Annotated in this window: 21 protein-coding genes and 1 tRNA gene; 17 read left to right on the top strand and 5 right to left on the bottom strand. The window is 59.1% G+C overall.

The annotated features are described in order from the left end of the window. Both VLY20_09940 and VLY20_09945 read right to left on the bottom strand, forming a co-directional pair. Positions 1-75: transfer RNA gene (locus VLY20_09940), tRNA-Glu, on the bottom strand. Positions 76-194: 119 nt separating this feature from the next. Continuing rightward, positions 195-1,388 (bottom strand): VIT1/CCC1 transporter family protein, encoded by a 1,194-nt coding sequence (locus VLY20_09945; GenBank protein HUK56965.1) that lies wholly within the window; start codon positions 1,386-1,388, stop codon positions 195-197. Positions 1,389-1,652: 264 nt separating this feature from the next. Here VLY20_09945 and ffh point away from each other — a divergent pair, with 264 nt between their 5' ends. From ffh to recN, 17 genes are all read left to right on the top strand, one after another. Beyond that, the gene (ffh, locus tag VLY20_09950; GenBank protein HUK56966.1) at positions 1,653-2,996 is read left to right on the top strand and encodes a signal recognition particle protein; all 1,344 of its coding nucleotides are present in this window, start codon (positions 1,653-1,655) and stop codon (positions 2,994-2,996) included. A 118-nt stretch (positions 2,997-3,114) separates the two neighbouring features. Continuing rightward, complete coding sequence (gene rpsP / locus VLY20_09955) at positions 3,115-3,378, top strand: 30S ribosomal protein S16 (protein ID HUK56967.1); 264 nt, start codon at positions 3,115-3,117, stop codon at positions 3,376-3,378. Between the two features lie 125 nt (positions 3,379-3,503). Then, entirely contained in the window at positions 3,504-3,734 is a 231-nt protein-coding gene (locus tag VLY20_09960; GenBank protein ID HUK56968.1) for a KH domain-containing protein, read from the top strand. A gap of 7 nt (positions 3,735-3,741) precedes the next feature. Continuing rightward, the gene (gene rimM, locus VLY20_09965) at positions 3,742-4,260 is read left to right on the top strand and encodes a ribosome maturation factor RimM (GenBank protein HUK56969.1); all 519 of its coding nucleotides are present in this window, start codon (positions 3,742-3,744) and stop codon (positions 4,258-4,260) included. Beyond that, positions 4,257-5,066 carry a tRNA (guanosine(37)-N1)-methyltransferase TrmD gene (trmD, locus tag VLY20_09970; protein ID HUK56970.1) on the top strand — a complete coding sequence of 270 codons (810 nt, stop codon included), beginning with the start codon at positions 4,257-4,259 and terminating at the stop codon, positions 5,064-5,066. Before rimM ends, trmD begins: the two co-directional genes overlap by 4 nt. Continuing rightward, the gene (gene rplS, locus VLY20_09975; GenBank protein ID HUK56971.1) at positions 5,063-5,482 is read left to right on the top strand and encodes a 50S ribosomal protein L19; all 420 of its coding nucleotides are present in this window, start codon (positions 5,063-5,065) and stop codon (positions 5,480-5,482) included. The genes trmD and rplS overlap by 4 nt, the downstream gene beginning before the upstream one ends. A gap of 30 nt (positions 5,483-5,512) precedes the next feature. Further along, positions 5,513-6,214 (top strand): ribonuclease HII, encoded by a 702-nt coding sequence (locus VLY20_09980; GenBank protein HUK56972.1) that lies wholly within the window; start codon positions 5,513-5,515, stop codon positions 6,212-6,214. Positions 6,215-6,287: 73 nt separating this feature from the next. Further along, positions 6,288-6,674 carry a YraN family protein gene (locus VLY20_09985; GenBank protein ID HUK56973.1) on the top strand — a complete coding sequence of 129 codons (387 nt, stop codon included), beginning with the start codon at positions 6,288-6,290 and terminating at the stop codon, positions 6,672-6,674. Continuing rightward, positions 6,671-7,078: a hypothetical protein gene (locus tag VLY20_09990; protein HUK56974.1), complete on the top strand. Its 408-nt coding sequence runs from the start codon at positions 6,671-6,673 to the stop codon at positions 7,076-7,078. Before VLY20_09985 ends, VLY20_09990 begins: the two co-directional genes overlap by 4 nt. A gap of 3 nt (positions 7,079-7,081) precedes the next feature. Continuing rightward, positions 7,082-7,744, top strand: coding sequence for a cell division ATP-binding protein FtsE (gene ftsE, locus VLY20_09995; GenBank protein ID HUK56975.1), 663 nt, complete (start codon positions 7,082-7,084; stop codon positions 7,742-7,744). Next, positions 7,744-8,631, top strand: a complete 888-nt coding sequence (locus tag VLY20_10000; GenBank protein HUK56976.1) for a permease-like cell division protein FtsX — start codon at positions 7,744-7,746, stop codon at positions 8,629-8,631. The genes ftsE and VLY20_10000 overlap by 1 nt, the downstream gene beginning before the upstream one ends. Continuing rightward, entirely contained in the window at positions 8,628-9,824 is a 1,197-nt protein-coding gene (locus VLY20_10005) for a peptidoglycan DD-metalloendopeptidase family protein (GenBank protein HUK56977.1), read from the top strand. Before VLY20_10000 ends, VLY20_10005 begins: the two co-directional genes overlap by 4 nt. Positions 9,825-9,868: 44 nt before the next feature. Beyond that, positions 9,869-11,215: a S41 family peptidase gene (locus VLY20_10010; protein HUK56978.1), complete on the top strand. Its 1,347-nt coding sequence runs from the start codon at positions 9,869-9,871 to the stop codon at positions 11,213-11,215. 160 nt (positions 11,216-11,375) lie between these two features. Next, on the top strand, positions 11,376-11,639 hold the full coding sequence (locus VLY20_10015; protein ID HUK56979.1) for a co-chaperone GroES: 264 nt from the start codon (positions 11,376-11,378) through the stop codon (positions 11,637-11,639). 82 nt (positions 11,640-11,721) lie between these two features. Beyond that, positions 11,722-13,350 carry a chaperonin GroEL gene (groL, locus tag VLY20_10020; GenBank protein ID HUK56980.1) on the top strand — a complete coding sequence of 543 codons (1,629 nt, stop codon included), beginning with the start codon at positions 11,722-11,724 and terminating at the stop codon, positions 13,348-13,350. 152 nt (positions 13,351-13,502) lie between these two features. Continuing rightward, positions 13,503-13,835 (top strand): thioredoxin, encoded by a 333-nt coding sequence (gene trxA / locus VLY20_10025; protein HUK56981.1) that lies wholly within the window; start codon positions 13,503-13,505, stop codon positions 13,833-13,835. Positions 13,836-13,870: 35 nt separating this feature from the next. Beyond that, positions 13,871-15,550 carry a DNA repair protein RecN gene (recN, locus tag VLY20_10030; GenBank protein ID HUK56982.1) on the top strand — a complete coding sequence of 560 codons (1,680 nt, stop codon included), beginning with the start codon at positions 13,871-13,873 and terminating at the stop codon, positions 15,548-15,550. A 39-nt stretch (positions 15,551-15,589) separates the two neighbouring features. Here recN and VLY20_10035 read toward each other — a convergent pair whose 3' ends face one another. The 3 genes from VLY20_10035 to VLY20_10045 all read right to left on the bottom strand — a co-directional run bounded on the left by VLY20_10035 (position 15,590) and on the right by VLY20_10045 (position 18,654). Further along, entirely contained in the window at positions 15,590-15,727 is a 138-nt protein-coding gene (locus VLY20_10035; protein HUK56983.1) for a hypothetical protein, read from the bottom strand. 25 nt (positions 15,728-15,752) lie between these two features. After that, positions 15,753-16,934 carry an HD domain-containing phosphohydrolase gene (locus VLY20_10040; protein ID HUK56984.1) on the bottom strand — a complete coding sequence of 394 codons (1,182 nt, stop codon included), beginning with the start codon at positions 16,932-16,934 and terminating at the stop codon, positions 15,753-15,755. A 298-nt stretch (positions 16,935-17,232) separates the two neighbouring features. Next, on the bottom strand, positions 17,233-18,654 hold the full coding sequence (locus tag VLY20_10045) for a sigma-54 dependent transcriptional regulator (protein ID HUK56985.1): 1,422 nt from the start codon (positions 18,652-18,654) through the stop codon (positions 17,233-17,235). Between the last annotated feature and the right edge of the window lie 35 nt (positions 18,655-18,689).

Raw genomic sequence — 18,689 nt, forward strand, 5'->3', positions numbered from 1 at the left:
TGGTCCCAGCGGGATTCGAACCCGCGTTTTCGCCTTGAGAGGGCGACGTCCTGGGCCGGGCTAGACGATGGGACCCGGATTTATTATCATAGGGGCTTGCGTCGCCCCCTCCACCGGCAGAGCCGGATGGAGCCTCCCCCTCTCGCGCGCATTGCGCGCTGAGGAAGATCTTGGACGGCGATCCTGTGAATTTTCTACGGCGTCATGCTCAGCCCGAACATCCGAGGGAGCAGGGTCCCGACGAGGTAGCCCAGCAGCCCGGAGCCGGTTCCGATGATCATCACCTCGAGGCCGGCCCGCAGCGGATGCTTTCCGGTCACGCGCGCCTTGCCCAGTCCCACGACGAACAGCGTCGCGACGGTGACCGCGATCGAGACCCCGATCGCGGACATCGTCCCGATGAAGAGATAGGGGAGAAGCGGAACGATCGCGCCGAGCATGAACGAGACGCCCATGGTGAGCGCGTCCTTGGTCGGGCTGGCCAGGTCCTCCGGCGTGAGGCCGAGCTCCTTTTCGGTCAGCGTTTTCAGCCACAACTTCCGGTCGGACGCGACGCGCTCGGCCAGGCGCTCCGCTTCCTCCATGGTCAATCCGTCCTGCTGGTACAGCTCGATCAGCTCGGCCATCTCTTCTTCCGGGTGGGCGACGAGCTCCCGGGCCTCTTTTTCGATCTCGGCCGAATGCAGATCCTTCTCGGCCTTGGACGCGAGGTAGCTTCCGGTGCCCATCGCGATGGTCCCGGCCATCGCGGAGGTCAGGCCGGCGACGAAGACGATCGGCCGGTGGGAGGTGGCGGCCATGACGGAGGCGGCAACCGCCACCGTCGAAACCAGGCCGTCCTGCATGCCGAACACCACCTCGCGGATGCGCTCCAGCGTCGCGATCCGGCCCTTTTCTTCCTTGACCTCCGGCATGGCCGGACCGGTCCGGGCCGCGGGCCGCGCGGCGGGCTCCTCCGTCTTGGGTCCGGAAGACGGGGTCTCCGGCGTCCGGGGAGGCGCCCCCGATTTCCGTTCGTACTCCTTGAGCGCCTCGGTAAAAAGGCCGAGGTGGTAATGCTCCCGGTTCATCGCCACACGGAAGGTCTCGGCCGCGTCCGCCCGGCCGTCCTCCAGCGCCTCCTGAATCATCTTGGGATAGAGGCGTCCGGTTTCAAACTGCTCCGATTCGACGATGAAACGCAGGTTCTCCAGCGTGGACTTGACCTGTCCCACGACCTTGAGATGGCTGATCGCATGCGCCGTCTCGGCGCCGGCCACCTCGAAAAAGAGCTGGGCGATCTCGGGATGGTTTTCTTCCATGGCGCGGATGGCGAAGGCGGTGTAGACGCGGTTGGCCTTGGCCTCTTCCAGAAAGGCCACCCAAAGATTCCGCGTCGTCTTATCCATAAAGGATGCCCATTTTTAAAATAGCGCGGCTCGCCTCGCCCTCTCGCCCGCGCGGCCCGCCGGGTGAATGCCGGCCGCGGGTCCCTACTCCGCAGAACGGCGAATTATGACAGAGAAACAGGGACATGTCAAACGGCCCGGCGTCCGGCCGGCCGATTTTATCCTTGACTTTGACGGCGGTATTCTTTAGACTTGATGAAAATTTATGACGGGTTGCGTGGATAAGATCTGGCTCGTTGACCAACGGTGGCGGAGAATATTGTCGTGTTGGACCGGCTTTCGTCAAAGCTGGAAAGCATCTTTAAAAAACTCAGAGGCCGGGGTGTCTTAAGCGAAAGCGATATCGATGCCGCACTGAAAGAAGTCCGACTCGCCCTTCTTGAAGCCGATGTCCATTTTAAAGTCGTCAAGGATTTCCTGGCCGCCGTCCGGCAAAAGGCGATCGGCCAGGAGGTTCGTGAAAGCCTAACGCCCGGTCAGCAGGTCGTCAAGATCGTTTGGGAAGAGCTGCGCCGCTTAATGGGCGAGGACGTCTCCGGCGGAAAGCCGCTGCACCTGTCGGCCGACCCGCCGACGGTCGTGATGCTGGTCGGCCTGCAGGGATCGGGCAAGACCACGACGGCGGCCAAGCTCGCGCATCGTTTCAAGCAGGAAGGCCGGCGGATCCTGTTTGCGGCGGCCGACCCGCGGCGGCCGGCCGCGGTGGATCAACTGGTGGCCTTGGGCCGCCAGATCGGGGTCGAAACGCAGACCCAGCCGGCCGACGACGCCGTCGGCGTCTGCCGCGAAGCGCTCGCGCGGGCGAAGGACCGGCACGACGATCTGCTCATCCTGGACACGGCCGGACGGCTGCATGTCGACGAAGCCCTGATGGCCGAGCTCAAGCGCGTCAAGGCCGAGGTGAATCCGCACGAGGTCCTTCTCGTGGCCGATGCGATGACCGGTCAGGACGCCGTCAAGATGGCGGAGCAGTTCCATCGGGAAATCGGTCTGACGGGGATCATCCTGACCAAGCTTGACGGCGACGCGCGGGGCGGGGCGGTCCTGTCGATCCGGGCCGTCACGGGCGTTCCGGTCAAGTTCATCGGCGTGGGGGAAAAGCCCGAGGCCCTGGAGCCTTTTCACCCGGATCGGATGGCCTCACGGATCCTGGGGATGGGCGATGTCCTCTCCCTGATCGAGCGCGCCGAGGAGGTTTTATCGAAGGAGCAGGCCGAAGCCGCCGCCCGGAAGTGGCAGACGGCCGGATTCTCGTTCGAGGATTTTCGGGACCAGCTCCGGAAAGTCCGGAAGATGGGTTCGATGGAAAACCTGATCGGGATGCTGCCGGGCGCGGGCCGCTTGATGGCGAACGTTCCCGCGGGCGGGGTCCCGGATCGGGAGTTGACGCGCATCGAGGCGATCATCAATTCCATGACGGCGCAGGAACGCGGCCGTCCCGATCTGATCGACGGCAGCCGGCGCAAACGGATCGCGCGGGGGAGCGGGACCACGGTGCAGGACGTGAACCGGCTCCTCAAGCAGTTCCTTCAAATTCGGAAATTCATGAAGACGCTGTCCCGCTCAAAGGGGCGATCGGGACTGGCGAATCTTTTGCGGTCTCTGTAGCGGCGGCGGAATTCGGGGCGTCCGCCGGGCCTCAGGGACCTTCCATCAACCCGGCCGCCAGCGGGCGGCCGTCATCACCGGTCCCCGAGGGGACCGGAAGAAAGGAGTCGTACCGAGCGTGGCAACCATTATTCGTTTGACCCGAAAGGGAAAGCACAAGAGGCCGTTCTACCGGATCGTCGTGGCCGATTCCCGCATGCCGCGGGACGGCCGCTGCCTCGAGATCATCGGCAACTATGATCCCCTGGCCGATCCGGTCGCGATCCGCTTGAAAGAGGAGCGGGCCGTGGCGTGGCTCAAAAAAGGCGCGCAGGTGTCCGACACGGTGCGGCAGTTGTTTACGAAGGCCGGCGTGTATCAACAGTTGAAGACGGCAAAGTAAGGGAGGACCGAGCGCAGCACGGATGTGACGGCCGGATCCTCCTGGAACCAACCCGCAGAAGTTCGTTCTCCGAATGACGTTGACGTTCGTCTACTGCACGGAGTGTGAGGATGGAGGTGGCCCCGATGAAAGAACTCATCGAATATATCGCGAAGTCGCTGGTGGACAAGCCGGAATCGGTGTCGGTCCGGGAGACCGAGGGGGAGAAGACGACGATCATCGAGCTTCGCGTCGCGCAGGACGACCTGGGCAAGGTGATCGGAAAACAGGGGCGGACCGCGCGGTCGATGCGGACGATTTTGAACGCCGCAGGAACCAAATTGGGCAAGCGATGCGTTCTGGAGATCCTCGAGTGAGGACCGGGTGTCGGCCGACGACTGGGTCGTGATCGGGCAGATCACGAAACCGTTCGGGATCAAGGGCGGGCTGAAGATCCGGCCCCTGACCGACGATCCGGGTCGGTTTCAACGGCTCCCGGAAGCCGTGCTGGAGGCCGCCGACGGAACGCGACAAACCTGCACGATCGCCGAAGCCCGCACCGACCGGGAATCCGTGATCCTTTTCTGTCGAGAGATCGGGACCGTCGAAGAAGTCGAGCGCTTTGTGGGGGGGACGGTTCGAATTCCCCGTTCCGCGATGATTCCGCTTCCCCCCGGCTCCTACTTCCAGCACGATCTGGTCGGGCTTCGGGTGTACCTGGAAGACGGCCGCTATCTCGGCGAGATCCGGGAGATCTGGCCGACCGGGGGCAACGACGTGCTGGTCGTACGGGACGGCGAACGGGAACGGCTGATTCCGGCCGTCAAAGCGATCGTGGCCGAAGTCGACCTGACGGAAAAGCGGATGGTTCTTCGTTATATGGAAGGATTGCTTGATTTATGATGAAGTGTGATATTATAACCCTTTTTCCCGATCTGGTTCGTCCGGTGCTGGAGCAGGGCATGCTCCGACGGGCCGTTGAAAAAGGGCTGCTCGACGTCCGGGTTCACAACCTCCGCGACTACACGCGCGACAAGCACCGCACGGCGGACGACCATCCCTACGGAGGCGGGGCGGGTATGGTTCTGAAACCGGACCCCATTTTCAGGGCCGTCGACGCGATCCGGTCCCGGGGGGAAGCGTCGCGGCTGATCCTCACCTCGCCGCAGGGAAGGCGCTTCGGACAGCCGCTGGCGGTCGAGTTCGGCCGGGAGGAGCGGCGGCTCGTTTTTATCTGCGGCCGCTACGAGGGCGTGGACGAGCGGGTGCGGGAGGGCCTGGAACTGGAGGAGATTTCGATCGGGGATTACGTCCTGACGGGCGGCGAGTTGCCGGCCCTCGTCATGATGGACGCGGCGGTCCGGTGGGTGCCCGGCGTGCTGGGCGACCCGGAGTCGGCGCGGGAAGACTCATTCGCCGGAGCGCTGCTGGACTACCCGCATTACACGCGTCCGGCGCTGTTCCGCGGCCTGAACATTCCCGAGGTTTTGATCTCGGGAAATCATGCGGCCATCCAGGACTGGCGGCGAAAGCAGGCCCTGCTGAATACGTTTCAGAAGCGTCCGGAGCTGCTTGAGAAGACGGTTCTGACGGAAGAGGACCGGAATACGTTGGAGGAGTTGAAGAGGGAAACGGGCGGGGATGGCCCCCGCCGAGCGGATCCATTCCGTGTGGAACGGTGGGGATCGGGAGGAGGGAAGTCGTCATGAATCGGTTGGATCGAATCGAGCTGGGAATGAAGAAGGCCCAGATTGCGGCATTCAAAGTAGGGGATACCGTTCGGGTCTCCGCCAAGGTGATGGAAGGCGAGAAAGAGCGGGTCCAGGTGTTCGAAGGCGTCGTGATCGCCCGGAAAGGCGGCGCCCATCGCGAGACGGTCACGGTGCGGAAGATCTCGTTCGGCATCGGCGTGGAAAAAGTGTTCCCGCTGCATTCGCCGACCTTGGAAAAAATCGAGGTGGTGAGGGAGGGACGCGTCCGGAGGGCCAAGCTGTATTATCTGCGGACGAAGCAGGGTAAAGAGGCCAAGATCGCGGAACGGGAGTACGCGCCGGGCCTGGGCGAGAAGGCCCCGGCCTCCGAGCCGGAGCCGGAGGCCGTCGCGGCCAAGTCGGAAAAAAGCTGAGGATGGGTTAGTCCGCCCATTACGGTGGGAATGCCCCCGGTTCTGGACCCCAACAGGAGGGAGAAGGCCGATTTACCGGAACCCGGGTCGGCCGGCGTTGACGATCCGGATCGCACCCGTTTCGAGCGCATCGCTTTCGCGCAGGGGTTTCGGCGCATCGCCGGGCTGGACGAGGCGGGACGGGGTCCGCTGGCCGGTCCGGTGGTCGCGGCCGCCGTCATTCTGCCGGAGCATCTTGTTCTTCCCGGCCTGCGCGATTCCAAAAAATTGACCGCCCTGCAACGGGAACGATTCTTTGAAGCGATTCACGGACGGGCGACGGCCGTCGGCGTCGGGGTGATCGGCCCGGAGGTGATCGACCGGATCAACATCCTGCAGGCGACGGTCCGGGCCATGATCCGGGCGCTGGAGGATCTGGCGGTGTCGCCCGATTATCTGCTGATCGACGCCTTGACCGTCCCGGGCGTCGCGATTCCCCAAAAGGCCCTGATCCGGGGGGACGATCGGAGCCAGAGCATCGCGGCCGCCTCGGTGATCGCGAAGGTGACGCGGGATCGTTTGATGCTGGAATGCGATCGCCGGTACCCGCAGTACAACTTCCGCGCCCATAAGGGCTACGGCACGGCGGAGCACCTGGAGGCCCTGTCCCGGTTTGGGCCCTGCCCGATCCACCGCCAAAGCTTTCGCCGCGTCCGGGCTGATGATGACGGGGCGCCGCCGCGGCAGACATGAAACAAGGTCCTCGCATGCCCCCCGAACCCCCGCGTTCGCACCGGCGGAGCCGGACGCTCATTCGAGGCGGATCATGAGTCTTGAAACGCGGGCCTTCGGAAAGCAGGGGGAAGCGGAGGCGGTCCGTTTTCTGGAAGGACGCGGCTACCGGATCGTCGGCCGGAACATCCGGGTCGGGCGGGGCGAGATCGATCTGATCGCCTACGATGGGGACGTCCTGGTTTTCATCGAGGTCAAGGCCCGGCGCGGCGACCGCTACGGCGGGGCATCGTGGGCGGTGGACGCGCGAAAGCGTCGGCAGCTAACTTATCTTGCGGAGGGATATATGGCCCGACGCCGGCTGCGGGATTGTCCCTGCCGTTTTGACCTGGTGTTGATTCAAGGATTCACGAACCGGGCGTTCGAGGTCGATCTGATCCGGAACGCATTCGAGGCCGGAGGGGATTCCCGTTTACGATGATTACAGGGCTGAACACGGATGTCGAGCATCAGGGCAAAATCTATCACGTTCAAACCGAGGACACCGGCCGAAAAACCGCGACGATCGTGACGATTCTCTTTCAGGCCGGCGCGATCCTGGCCTCCCGCAAGACCGCTTACGCCGATATCGTGAACGCCGAAAACCTGCCGGCCACCCTGAAAGACATGATGAACGAGCAGCACAAGAAAATGATCGAGGATCTCCAGACGGGCCGGGTTTCACTGGAGACGAGCCGGCCCGGGACGAAGCCCGCCGCCGTCCAGCCTCCCGCGGCGAGCAAGGCCCCCGAGCATCGCCCCCCGCCGGCATCGGGCGGGAAGAAGAGTCTGGACGACATGATCCTGGACTATCTGGCGGCCCGGGAGGAGCGCAAGAAACCGTAGCGAATGATCCAACTCTTTCACGTGTACAAGTCGTACGGCCGTCACCGCGTGGCGTTGGAGGATATCACCCTGCGGATCGAGAAGGGTGAATTTGCATGGCTCACCGGCCCCAGCGGGGCCGGCAAATCGACGTTGCTGAAGCTCCTCTTCGGGTTGGAACAGCCGGATTCCGGTCAGATCGTGATCCAAAACAGGAACGTGGCCCGGGTGAAGGCGTCCGGTCTGCCGCTCCTCAGACGAAGCATCGGTTTCATCTTTCAGGATTTCAAACTGCTTCAGAAGAAAACGGTCTTTGATAATGTCGCGGTGGCCCTCCAGGTCGCGGGGGCCTCGCCGGCCGAAATTCGCAGACGGGTCTCCGAGGTGCTCGGCTCGGTCGGCCTCGAGCATAAAAAAGACCTGATGCCGACCATGCTCTCCGCGGGGGAGCAGCAGCGCGTCTGCGTCGCCCGGTCGATCGTGAATCATCCGATGATCCTGCTGGCGGATGAACCCACCGGGAATCTCGACGCCGAACTGACGGCCGAGATCTTCGAGTTGTTGAAAACGATCAACGCCAAAGGAACGACCATGCTGGTGGCGACGCACAACCGGGAGGTCGTGTCGCGCATCCGTCGCCGGGTGATCGGCCTCAAAGAGGGGAGAGTCGTCGAGGGGGGCGCCTGATGCGTCAACTCCGGTATTTTTTGAAAGAGACGTTTTTAAACCTCCGGGCCAACAAGTCGACCACGCTGATCTCGATGGCCACCATCGCCTTTACGATGATGCTGTTCGGGGTTTTTCTCCTCTTGTATTTCAACCTCGACGCGATGGTCGTTTCGCTCCAGCAGGAAATCAAGGTGATCCTGTATCTCCGGGACGGGCTCGCGGAAAAAGAGAAGGCCGACCTGGAAACAAAACTTCGGGCGGAGCCCGGCGTTTCCAATGTCGTGTACGTTTCAAAAGAGCGGGCCCTGGAGAACTTCCGCCGGTCTCTGGAAGGCCAGGATATTCTTCTCAAGGGGCTGGGAGACAATCCGTTGCCGGCTTCCTATGAAGTGACGCTGGAAAAAGCCTACCAGTCTTCCGAGGCCGTCCGGCGGCTGGCCCTGCGCTTGAAGGGGCTGGACGGGGTCGACGACATCCAGTACGGCCGCGATTGGGTCGACACCGTCAACGCCGTTCTGGAAACCGTCCGGGTGGGCAGCGCCGTGATCGGGTTGATCCTCGGGCTGGCGGCGGTGGTGATCATCTACGGCACCATCGGCCTGACGGTCTGGTCCCGCTTGGAGGACATCGAGGTGCTCCAGCTGATCGGCGCCACCCGCGCCTATATCCAGATGCCTTTCCTTATGGAGGGGGCGTTGATGGGTTTGTTCGGCGGCGTCGTCTCGATCGCTTTGCTGCGGGGGATCTTTGAACTGGCCCAGAGGCGGCTGGCCGGAACCGGCGGGTTTCTGGGCGGCCAGATGGATTTGATGTTTCTGCCGGCGTCCTGGCTGTTCCTGGTCCTGGCGGTCGGCGTCGGACTGGGCTGCACGGGGAGTCTGCTTTCGATCCGAAGATTGTTATGAGACGGGTCTTGATCCGGATGCTGTGGGGTCTGGCGATTCTCGTCCCGGTTCTCTTGCTGACGGGACTCGGCCGGTCCGCCGAGTCCGAGCCCGATTCGGCTTCAAAAAAAATGACGCAGGAAAAACAGGAACTGGACCGCTTGAGGCAGGAGATCGATCAGCAACGCCGGAAGAACCGCAGCGCGGTCAAACGGGAGAATTCGATCCTGGAAAATCTGGAAGAGGTCGATTACCAGCGCACGCTGAAAAAGAAAGAGCTCACGGTGGTCAATCTCCAGTTGATCGAGCGGGACCAGGAAATCGAACAGCTGGATCGCGACCTGCGATCCCTGCAGAGCGAGATCGAGGCCAATCAAGGGCGGGTCCGGGAGCGTATCCGGGTCTTGTATCAGGAGGGGCGGTTCGGCGCGTTGAAGATTCTGTTTGAATCGAAGGATCATTATGATTTTCTGAGGCGGTATTATTATCTGACTTGGATCTCGAACAAGGAAGGCGAACTGCTCCGGAGCTACCAGTCGGCGGTGGCCCAGATGGAGCCGAAGGAAACCGCCCTGCGCCGGGCCCGCGCCGACCTTCTGGACGATAAGACCGAAATCACCCGGAAGCTGTCCGAGATCCACGACGAAAAGAAGAAGAAGGATCTGCTGCTGGCCAGCATTCGGGATGAGAAGTCGACCTCCGAGCGAACCCTCCGTGAATTGGAGGAGTCGGCGACCAAACTCAAAGACCTGATCCAGGAGCTGGAAACCGAGCGTCGCGCCCGGCGGGAACACCCCGCGGCCGGCGAATTCGCGCTTCAACGCGGTCATTTGGATTGGCCGGCGCCGGGTCGGGTGGTCACGTTGTTCGGCCGTCAGAAGCATCCTCAATTTGACGTCTATATTTACCGGAAAGGGATTGAAATCCAGTCCAGCCAGGGCAGCCCGATCCGCTCGGTTTACAGCGGGTCGGTGGTGTACGCCGACTGGTTCCGGGGTTACGGGCTCTTGGTGATCATCGATCACGGCAAAAATTATTTCACCCTGTATGCCCATGCGGCCAAACTTCTGGTCTCGCCCGGCGACCAGGTCTCCCGACGACAGATCATCGGAGAGATCGGGGACACCGGCTTGACCAGCGACAACAATCTTTATTTTGAGGTGCGCCACGGCGCGGACCCGTTGGATCCCCTGTCCTGGCTGAAGCGCCGGTGAGTCTGCCGTCGTAATTATCGGACGTTCTCTTTTGGGAGGAAACCATGCACAAGCAGCAAAAAACCTTGATCGGCGTTGTCGTCGTCCTTCTGATCACCGTATTCGCCACCGGCCTGATGGTCGGTCAGGGGCTTCGGAGCGCGCTTTCCGCGGAAGCCGAAGTCTATGAAGAGCTCAAAATATTTGCGGAGGTCCTGTCCCTGATCCAGAAGAACTACGTGGAGCCGACGGACAGCAAGGATCTGGTGTACGGCGCCATCCGGGGGATGCTCAACACGCTGGATCCGCATTCCGCTTTTATGTCTCCGGACATGTACAAGGAAATGCAGGTGGACACGAAAGGAGAGTTCGGCGGTCTGGGGATTCAGATCGGGATCAAGGACAACCGCTTGACGGTCATCGCTCCGATCGAGGGAACGCCGGCGGACCGGGCCGGGATCAAGGCCGGGGATTTCATCATCAAGGTGGACGGGGACCCCACAAAGGATATGACCTTGATGGAGGCCGTGGAAAAGATGCGGGGGCCGAAGGGCACCAAGGTCAAGCTGACCGTCGAGCGGGAGGGAGCCGACGAGCCCATCGTGTTCGATCTGGTCCGGGAAACGATCAAGATCGACAGCGTCAAGAGCAAGATGCTGGACAATCACATCGGATACATCCGGCTGAGCCAGTTTCAGGAGATGACGGCCACGGATTTGGCCGCCGCGTTGAAGAAGTTGAAGGAGGATAAGATGCAGTCCATCATTTTAGACCTCCGAAACAATCCGGGAGGGCTGCTGACCGCGGCGGTCGAGACCTCCGAGTTGTTCATCCCGCCGGGCAAAGTGGTGGTATCCATTAAAGGCCGCGATCCGAAGAAGCAAACGGACGAGTACCAATCCAGCAACAAGAACCCCTACGATAGTTATCCCATGATCGTCCTGGTGAACGAGGGGAGCGCCAGCGCTTCCGAGATTGTGGCGGGCGCCATGCAGGATTGGGGTCGCGCGATCATTCTTGGAACGCAGACGTTCGGGAAAGGTTCCGTCCAAACGATATTACAGCTGTCCGACGGTTCCGGCCTGCGGTTGACCACCGCCAAATATTACACCCCGAAGGGGCGTTCGATTCAGAACGTGGGGATTACGCCGGACATCGTCGTTAAGCCGTTGCAGGTCAAAGGGTCCGGGCAACCCCCTCCCGTGCTGCGTGAAAAGGACCTCGAAAGACATCTGAAAAATGAAACCGCCGAGCCGCGTTCCGGGAATGCCTTGAAACAGGAACCCGCGCCGCCATCGAGCGAAGGGTCACCGGCGCCCGAGGGAGAAGACGTCCAGCTTCAGAAGGCGATTGATCTTTTGAAAACATGGGAAATATTTAAAGACATCAAGCCGGTACAAACGGCGAGCTGATTTTTAAAAAAAAACTTGACACCATAGTTTCTATGGTGTAGATTAGCACTCACTTGAACGGAGTGCTAATCAATTTCATGAGACGATAGCACATAAGACAATAGAAAAGGAGGAATGGATCATGACGGTACAGGCGACGCAAAAGAAGGGGGAGGTTTCGATGAAATTCAAACCGCTCAAGGACCGCGTGTTCGTGAGCTATTCGGAAGAAATGGAAAAAACGCCGGGAGGGATTTATATTCCCGAAGCGGCCAAAGAAAAACCGCAAAAGGGTAAAATTGAAGCGGTGGGCAGCGAGGTCAAGGGATTGAAAGTCGGGGACGTCATTTTATTCGACAAGTATTCCGGCAGCAAGATCAACATGGATGGAACGGATTACTTGATCGTCAAGGAAGAGGATATCCTGGGTATTTTTGAAAAGTAAAGACGGTTCACTATTATAAACCGATCGATCGGATGGAACCATCATCGTTCCATTCGACACATCCAAGGAAAGAGGGGATTCTATGGCAAAGCAGATGCTGTTCAGTGATTCGGCCCGTGCGGCCGTTCTTCGAGGAGTCAACCAATTAACGGAAGCGGTCAAGGCCACGCTCGGACCGAAGGGAAGAAACGCAATGATCGACAAGAAATTCGGCGCGCCGACCATCACCAAAGACGGCGTGACGGTGGCCAAAGAAGTCGAGCTCAAAGATCCCTATGAGAACATGGGCGCGCAGCTTGTCAAGGAAGTGGCCAGCAAGACCAGCGACGCGGCCGGCGATGGAACCACGACCGCGACGGTGCTGGCCTGGTCGATCTTCAAAGAGGGTGTTAAGAGTGTGTCGGCCGGGGCCAACTCCATGGAGCTGAAGCGGGGCATCGACCGGGCGGTCGAAATCGTCATCGAGGAGTTGAAGAAACTGTCCAAGCCCTGCCAGACCAAAAAGGAAATCGCGCAGATCGGCACCATTTCGGCCAACAGCGATAAAACCATCGGCGAGCTGATCGCCGAGGCCATGGAAAAAGTCGGAAAAGACGGCGTCATCACGGTCGAAGAGGCGAAGAGCATGACCACGACGCTGGACGTGGTCGAGGGGATGCAGTTCGATCGCGGCTACCTTTCACCCTACTTCATCACGGACCCGGAACGGATGGAATGCACGCTGGAGGATCCCTTCATCCTCATCCACGAGAAGAAAATCAGCGCCATGAAGGATCTCCTCCCCGTTCTGGAGCAGATCGCAAGGTTGGGGAAACCGTTCCTGATCATTGCGGAGGAACTGGAAGGGGAGGCCTTGGCCACCTTGGTGGTCAACAAGCTGCGCGGAACGCTTCATTGCGCGGCGGTGAAGGCCCCGGGATTCGGCGACCGACGGAAGGCGATGTTGGAGGACATCGGGGTTTTGACCGGCGGCCAGGTCATCTCGGAGGAACTGGGTCTGAAGCTTGAGAACGTGAAGATCACGGATCTCGGCCGGGCCAAACGGATCAACATCGACAAAGACAACACGACGATCATCGAAGGGGCCGGGGACCATGCCAAGATTCAGGGGCGGGTCAAGCAGATCAAGGCCCAGATCGAGGAGACCACCTCGGATTATGACCGCGAGAAACTCCAGGAACGCCTGGCCAAGATCGTCGGCGGCGTGGCCGTGATCAATGTGGGCGCGGCGACCGAGACCGAGATGAAGGAGAAAAAGGCCCGCGTCGAGGATGCCCTGCACGCGACGAAGGCCGCGGTCGAGGAAGGAATCGTGCCCGGCGGCGGCGTGGCTCTTCTGCGCTGCATCCCGGCCCTGGATAAGCTCAAGCTCGAGGGCGATCAGCAGGTCGGCGTGACGATCGTCAAACGGGCCCTTGAAGAGCCGATTCGGCAGATCGTGATCAATGCGGGTTTTGAAGGTTCGGTGGTGGTGGAGCGGACCCGTAAGGAGAAAACCAACGTCGGTTTCGACGCCATCAGCGAGACCTATGTGGATATGGTCGAAGCCGGGATCATCGATCCAACCAAGGTGACCCGGACGGCCCTTCAGAATGCGGCGAGCGTGGCCAGCCTGATGTTGACCACCGAGGTGATGGTGACCGAGTTGCCGGAAGAAAAGAAAACGCCTCCCATGCCCGGCGGCGGGGGCGGAATGGAAGGAATGTACTAAGAGCGGTCGGTTGGAGATCAAAGCCCCCGCCCGTCAAACGGCGGGGGCTTTTTCTTTCCGCGCAATGGCGGGGATCAACGGTGGATTGACACCGTGTGGAAAGTGGTATAAAATTTTATCATTTCAAAAAGGGGGACGGAAAGGGGAGATTCATGGCCAAACCGCTGAAGGTGGATTCGCAGAACTGGGATCAAGAAGTGTTGAAAGGTCAGGGACTGACCATGGTGGATTTCTGGGCCGTGTGGTGCGGGCCGTGTCAGATCATCGCTCCCGTTGTGGATGATCTGGCCCTGGAATACGAGGGCCGTTTGCGCGTGTTCAAACTCAATACGGATGAAAATCCCGACGTGGCCAGCCGGTACCAGATTATGGGCATCCCCACGCTTCTTTTCTTCAAGGATGGAAAACCGGTCGACAAGATCGTGGGTGCGGCGGCGAAGAAGCAGTTCAAGGACAAGATCGACTCGCTCTTGGCGGTGAAGTAAACGGGCCTCCGCGTCCTCACCCTTTCGAGAGTTCCATGCTGCGCGAGCTGCGCATTCAAAACTTTGCCATTATTGATCGTCTCGAAATTCGGTTTCATGAACAGCTCAATGTCCTGACCGGGGAAACCGGGTCGGGGAAGTCCATCGTGGTGGACGCCGTGGATCTCCTGTTGGGAGGCCGCGCGTCCTCCGAGCAGATCCGCACCGATTGCGACGAGGCCGTCCTGGAGGCGGCCTTTGACGTTTCAAGAGACGGTCCGGTGGCCGCGCAACTGGTGGAAATGGGTCTCTCCGGCAATGCGGATGAAGACCTCATCATCCGTCGCGTCATCTCGCGTTCCGGAAAAAGCCGCGCCCAGGTCAACGGCGGCCTCGTGACCCTCGGGCAGCTTCAGCAGGTAGGCAATCTGCTGGTGGACATTCACGGCCAGCACGAGCACCAATCGCTCCTTAAACCGGAACAGCAGTTGTATCTTCTCGACGCCTTCGGCCAACTCCTGCGTCTTCGCGAAGACTATCATCGCCGCTACCTCGCTTTTCAAGCGGTCCGGTCGGAGCTCTCGGAGCTGGGAGCCCAGGAGCAAGAGCGTTCCCGACGCGAGGACTTCCTCCGCTTCCAAGCGCGCGAGATCGAAACGGCCGGCCTTTTTGCGGGGGAGGATGCCGGTCTGGAGCGGGAGCGCAGCGTCTTGGCCAATGCCGAACGCCTGGCGATGCTGGCGGACCAAGCCTATCAGGATCTTTATGCGGCGGACGGCGCGATCATGACCCAGCTCGCGCGGGTCGAATCCTCGGTGGATGAGCTGGCCCGTACCGATGAGCGGATGAAGGATGTTTCGGCGTTCTGTTCCGAGGCCTCGGCCCAACTCCGGGAAGTCGCGGGACGTTTACGGGATTACAAGGAGGGCATCGAATACGATCCAAAACGACTGGAGCAGATTGAAGAACGGCTGCATTTGATCGTCTCGCTCAAAAAGAAATACGGCCCGACGATTGAAGGCCTTTTGGAGTTTCGGCGGAAAGCCGAGGAAGAGCTGGCCGCTCTTTCCACGCACGATGAACGCGTCAAGTCTCTCGCGGGAGCCTTGGAAGAGGGGCGTGCGAAATGCGCGGAAATGGCCAAACGACTGACCCAAGAACGCTCCCTCGCTGCGCGTTCGCTGGAAAAAAAAGTTGAAAAGGAACTCGCTCAGCTGAAAATGGGCCGAACGAAGTTTAAGATCCGGATGGGGTCACGGGATGGGACGGAAGCGCTCGGATCGACCGGAGCGGAAGGGGTCGAGTTTCTTGTGACACCCAACCCCGGAGAGGAAGCCAAACCGTTGGCCCGGATCGCTTCCGGCGGGGAATTGTCCAGGATGATGCTGTCCTTGAAATCCATCCTCGCCGCCGTCGATCGCGTGCCGACCCTGATTTTTGACGAGGTCGACGCGGGAATCGGCGGCGGCGTGGCCGAGGTCGTGGGTCAGCGTTTGAAAGCGTTGGCCCGGCATCGCCAAGTTTTATGCATTACCCACCTTCCCCAGATCGCGAGCCAGGCCGCGGTTCACTTCACGGTCGAGAAATCGTTATCGAACGGGCGTACGGTGACCAAGGTCAAACGGTTGGAGAAGGAGGACCGCGTCGAGGAAATCGCGCGGATGCTCGGGGGACGCGAACTGACCCCGACGGCCTTTAAACACGCCCGGGAAATGCTTAACCTCGCGGCGCAATAACGGGTTCTCTCACGGGTATTTTCCGAACGCCCAAAACCTTCAGATCGTCATCATCACCATGATGGCCGAAAGAAGGATATAGAACGGAAGAAATTTCGGAGGCGTGACGAAGACTTTTTCGATGATCAGATAACCGAGTACGAGACAAACCATCAAAATGGTCGCTGTGTTTCCCATCTGGAGTCCTTTCTAAAGCAAAGCGCTACTCGCTCGCCGAGTCTTGAAGCCCGATCATTTGAAAACGCTTCGGGAGGATGTCCTCCCCTTTTTCCTCGATAATTTCCAACAGGAGTTGGACCAGGTAAGGATCAAACTGCACGCCCGCGTATCGCTTCAGCTCGGCCACGATATCACTGATCGGAAGGGCCTTGCGGTAGGGTCGGTCCGTCACCATGGCATCAAAGGACTCCGAAGTGGATACAATCCTCGTCAGGATAGGGATGGTCTCTCCTTTCAGACCGTCCGGATAACCCGTCCCATTGTAAAATTCATGGTGATGGCGGATGATCGAGATGACGCGGTGCGAGAGTCCGATGGGGCTGACCAGCTCCACTCCAATTTCAGGATGCTGGCGCATCAAGAGCAGTTCCTGTCTCGTGAACGAACCTTCCTTGTAGATGATTTTAGAATCCACACCCAGTTTGCCGATGTCGTGGAGATAGGCGCCGACCTGGAGGTCCCGCAGCTCGGCTTGACTCAGCTCCAATTTTTGAGCCAACAGGTTGGAATAGTAATTGACGCGACTGGAATGGCCATGGGTAAAGGGATCCTTGCTTTCAAGGGTTTCCGACAGGACCCTGACAAATTCAAGGTGGTTCCCCGATGGAAACGAACCGCCGGGTTCTTTAACCCGATCGAACACTTCTCTCAACGATTCTAAAAATTCGGGTTTTTCGGTGATCGAATGACGCACTTCCTCGATGGTGCTGTCGTACCCGACCAATCCGCCCAGTTCACTGAGGAAGTTTGTCAGGTGGTCCCGCTGTTTCTTTTGGGCCAGAATCCGGTTGATAACGGAAATGATCTCGGTGACATTAAACGGTTTTAAAAGATAGTCGGCGGCTCCATGACGGATGGCGTCCACCGCCGTTTTCAAGCTGCCGTATCCGGTCAAAATGACCACTTCCACACGGGTCTTTTCCTTTTTGATCTCCCGGAGGATGTCGGTTCCTTGAAAGCCCGGCATCTTGAGGTCCAGAATTACCAGGTCCACATCCGCTTTTCGTAGCATTTCCAAGGCCTGGTGACCGTTTTCTGCGTTGTATACCCCATAGAAGGGCTTCAGAATCATATTTAAGGCTTCACGCGGCCCTGCCTCATCGTCAACGATCAAGATACTGTGTCGCGATTCCATTGGTACCTCCACTGGCGGGGCTAGCCGCATTCAGCATGATTGGTTGAAAGTGTTTCTCACTCTAAATATAGCAACTCCTATGCCGTGAAGGAGACATGGGTGAAGGTTTTATGAATTTTGAGAACCTCATGGTTTTCCAAGGGAAACACGGAGTGGTCATCATTGATGCGATTGTCATTAAGCCGGCGACACGACGGTCGATGTACATATTTGATCGGTCCTTCTTGGCTTCATAACACAGATTAATGGAATCAATGGGATAGATAATTTAGATCCATTGTTCCATTTTGTGCATTCCCGTCTATTCTTGTGTGTTAAATGACGTACTTTATCCCGTTTTCTCACGGTGGGAAGAGGTCTTTGCTGAAGAAAATGATGTATGACCGGTAAGGGTGATTCCGAGGGCATCCATTTTATATTTTAAAACTCTTCGTGTAATTCCCAGAAGACGAGCAGTCCGGGTCTGGATATAATTGGTTTTTCGGAGGGCCGACTCAATGATTTCGCGCTCGAACGATTTGACGGCGTCCGAGAGAGAGACCTGACCGCCCATGGCTTTGTCCTTCAGCGTATTCGTTCTCCGTCGGGTTTGGACCTGCACGGGCAAATCGCCCGGCCCGATCGTCGGGCCCGCCGATAGGGTAACGGCTTGTTCGATGACGTTCTCGAGTTCTCGCACATTTCCAGGCCAGTCGTATCGCATCAAGTAGATCAGCGCTTCTTTATTCAGCGTTTTTACGGTCCGGCCATCTTCATTCGCTTTCTTGGCCAGGAAATGATTGGCCAAAGGCGGAATGTCTTCCTTCCGGTCGCGCAGGGGAGGCAGGTGGATGGGGAGGACGTTGATCCGGTAATAAAGGTCTTCTCGAAAAGTCTTGCGGCGTATGGCTTCTTCCAGATCCTTGTTGGTCGCAGTGATCAGGCGCAGGTCCACTTCGATCGTTTCCGTTCCGCCGACCCGGGTGAACTCCTTCGACTGGAGTACACGGAGCAGCTTGGCCTGGGTCGCCGGACTGAGCTCGGCGATCTCGTCCAAGAACAACGTTCCGCCGTTCGCCGCTTCAAACTGCCCCATTTTCCGGACCGAGGCGTCCGTAAAGGCGCCTTTTTCATGGCCGAAAAGCTCGCTCTCAATCAGGCTGTCCGGGATCGAGGCGCAGTTCAACGCCACGAACGGCTTGACCCGTCGGGAGCTGTTGTAGTGAAGCGCACGGGCCACCATCTCCTTTCCGGTGCCGCTCTCTCCGGTAATGAGGACCGTCGTCTTGGTATCCGTCACTTGTTCGATTTTCAGAAAAACCTCGCGCATGGCCCGGCTCTTGCCGACGAGATTATCGAAACTGTACTTCTTGCCTACTTCCGACCGGAGGTATTGTACCTCCCGTTCCAATTCGTGAGCCGTGACGGCTTTGTCGATGGTCAACCGGAGTTCTTCGATATCGAAAGGCTTGTTGATGTAATCCGTTGCACCCAATTTCATGGATTCCACGGCCGTTTTCACCGTTCGGGTTGCGGTGAGCATGACAATGGGAAGAGAAGGCTCGACTTCGCGAAACATCTTCAATAAGGTTAAGCCGTCCATGTCCGGAAGAGCTATATCCAGAAGGATCAAATGGATCTGGTTGCGGTGGAAAAGTTTGAGGGCCTCTTCCCCGTTCGGGGCCCAGATAAAACGATAGACCGGCTTAAGCGCGATCTTGAGGGATTCGGCCACAGAGGTTTCGTCATCCACGATCAGGACGGTTTTCATGCCATTTCCTTCAATTAAGACTCGATTAACCTTAA

It is taken from the genome of Nitrospiria bacterium (assembly GCA_035517655.1).
Classification (GTDB): domain Bacteria; phylum Nitrospirota; class Nitrospiria; order JACQBZ01; family JACQBZ01; genus JACQBZ01.

Bases quoted from the DNA above. Each gene is read 5' to 3' on its own strand.
- VLY20_09945 (HUK56965.1), bottom strand. From the start codon at position 1,388: ATGGATAAGACGACGCGGAATCTTTGGGTGGCCTTTCTGGAAGAGGCC.
- VLY20_09960 (HUK56968.1), top strand. From the start codon at position 3,504: ATGAAAGAACTCATCGAATATATCGCGAAGTCGCTGGTGGACAAGCCG.
- trmD (HUK56970.1), top strand. From the start codon at position 4,257: ATGATGAAGTGTGATATTATAACCCTTTTTCCCGATCTGGTTCGTCCG.
- rplS (HUK56971.1), top strand. From the start codon at position 5,063: ATGAATCGGTTGGATCGAATCGAGCTGGGAATGAAGAAGGCCCAGATT.
- VLY20_09980 (HUK56972.1), top strand. From the start codon at position 5,513: ATGCCCCCGGTTCTGGACCCCAACAGGAGGGAGAAGGCCGATTTACCG.
- VLY20_09985 (HUK56973.1), top strand. From the start codon at position 6,288: ATGAGTCTTGAAACGCGGGCCTTCGGAAAGCAGGGGGAAGCGGAGGCG.
- VLY20_09990 (HUK56974.1), top strand. From the start codon at position 6,671: ATGATTACAGGGCTGAACACGGATGTCGAGCATCAGGGCAAAATCTAT.
- ftsE (HUK56975.1), top strand. From the start codon at position 7,082: ATGATCCAACTCTTTCACGTGTACAAGTCGTACGGCCGTCACCGCGTG.
- VLY20_10000 (HUK56976.1), top strand. From the start codon at position 7,744: ATGCGTCAACTCCGGTATTTTTTGAAAGAGACGTTTTTAAACCTCCGG.
- VLY20_10005 (HUK56977.1), top strand. From the start codon at position 8,628: ATGAGACGGGTCTTGATCCGGATGCTGTGGGGTCTGGCGATTCTCGTC.
- VLY20_10010 (HUK56978.1), top strand. From the start codon at position 9,869: ATGCACAAGCAGCAAAAAACCTTGATCGGCGTTGTCGTCGTCCTTCTG.
- VLY20_10015 (HUK56979.1), top strand. From the start codon at position 11,376: ATGAAATTCAAACCGCTCAAGGACCGCGTGTTCGTGAGCTATTCGGAA.
- groL (HUK56980.1), top strand. From the start codon at position 11,722: ATGGCAAAGCAGATGCTGTTCAGTGATTCGGCCCGTGCGGCCGTTCTT.
- trxA (HUK56981.1), top strand. From the start codon at position 13,503: ATGGCCAAACCGCTGAAGGTGGATTCGCAGAACTGGGATCAAGAAGTG.
- recN (HUK56982.1), top strand. From the start codon at position 13,871: ATGCTGCGCGAGCTGCGCATTCAAAACTTTGCCATTATTGATCGTCTC.
- VLY20_10035 (HUK56983.1), bottom strand. From the start codon at position 15,727: ATGGGAAACACAGCGACCATTTTGATGGTTTGTCTCGTACTCGGTTAT.
- VLY20_10040 (HUK56984.1), bottom strand. From the start codon at position 16,934: ATGCGGCTAGCCCCGCCAGTGGAGGTACCAATGGAATCGCGACACAGT.
- VLY20_10045 (HUK56985.1), bottom strand. From the start codon at position 18,654: ATGAAAACCGTCCTGATCGTGGATGACGAAACCTCTGTGGCCGAATCC.